We start from the raw sequence: 1,035 nt of genomic DNA, 5'->3' as shown, positions 1-1,035 counted from the left end.
TTACCTTCTCCAAAGGGGCGATGTCGACCGACAAAGTGATCGCGATGGCCGAATATCATGGTCGTATGGCACAGCTGGATATGATGCTGCTGACCAAGATCACCAGCATTTTGCAAGGCTTCAAAGGTGATGGGGTTTTGGCGGTTAACTTAGGCTTTCATACCATCAACGAACCGCAGTTTTTACATTGGTTAACTCAGTATCTGGAGAAAAACCCTGCCGTCACCCCACACTTGGTGATGGAGATCCAAACGGAAGCGATCCAAACCTACCCTGACAATGCCGGCAAACTGATCACCTTACTGCACCAACATGGGGTGCGGGTATGTTTGTGTCATTTTGGCCAACAGCTCGATGGGTTAGCGTTGCTGTCACGTTATAAGCCATCATTTGTGAAGCTCGACCCACGTTATACCCGTGATATTGAAGCCAACAAATCTTTGCAGCAGGTATTACGTTTATTTATCGATACGCTGCATCGTTTAGGTACCAAAATCATTGCAGAAAATGTGGAAAAGCAGGAAGACAAAACCATGCTAGCGCATCTGCGCGTGGATGCGATTCAAGGCTATATCGTGGCGAAGCCTAAACCGGTGCAAGATTCCGAATTGCTGCGTATGGTAAGTTAATAAACTGATAATTATAACCATTTCAGCCTATCCCCTAAGAAACGCGTGCCTTTATGGTGCGTGTTTCTTGTCCGCTTATTAGGGCGAAATCGATTGTCCGGTTGTCGGCAGAGTTATAATTGCTGATAATACCTCGGTTTTTTATCATGAAAGGTAGACCGGATGACTGAGTATCTTTTGCTGCTCATCGGAACAGTGCTCGTTAATAACTTTGTCTTGGTCAAGTTTCTCGGCTTGTGTCCTTTTATGGGCGTATCCAAAAAGCTGGAAACGGCCATTGGAATGGGTTTAGCCACCACATTTGTTATGACGCTGGCATCGGTATGCTCATACCTGATGGATCGCTTTATTCTGATCCCGTTTGGCATCGGTTATCTGCGTACCCTTTCATTTATTCTGGTTATTG

At 45.7% G+C, this 1,035-nt stretch carries 2 protein-coding genes; both read left to right on the top strand.

Annotated features, from left to right (window positions below; all coding sequences use genetic code 11):
• On the top strand, nt 1–629 hold a 629-nt coding region (locus ACRC27_RS04800), incomplete at its 5' end, for an EAL domain-containing protein (protein ID WP_438639314.1).
• Nucleotides 630–791: 162 nt separating this feature from the next.
• On the top strand, nt 792–1,035 hold a 244-nt coding region (locus ACRC27_RS04795; protein ID WP_438639313.1), incomplete at its 3' end, for an Rnf-Nqr domain containing protein.

Origin of the sequence: Plesiomonas sp., assembly GCF_051650925.1 — a bacterium.
In the GTDB taxonomy this organism is placed as follows: Bacteria; Pseudomonadota; Gammaproteobacteria; order Enterobacterales; family CAMTGL01; genus Plesiomonas.
The sequence above is the reverse complement of the archived record's forward strand: the minus strand, read 5'-3'. Positions and strand labels throughout refer to the sequence as shown.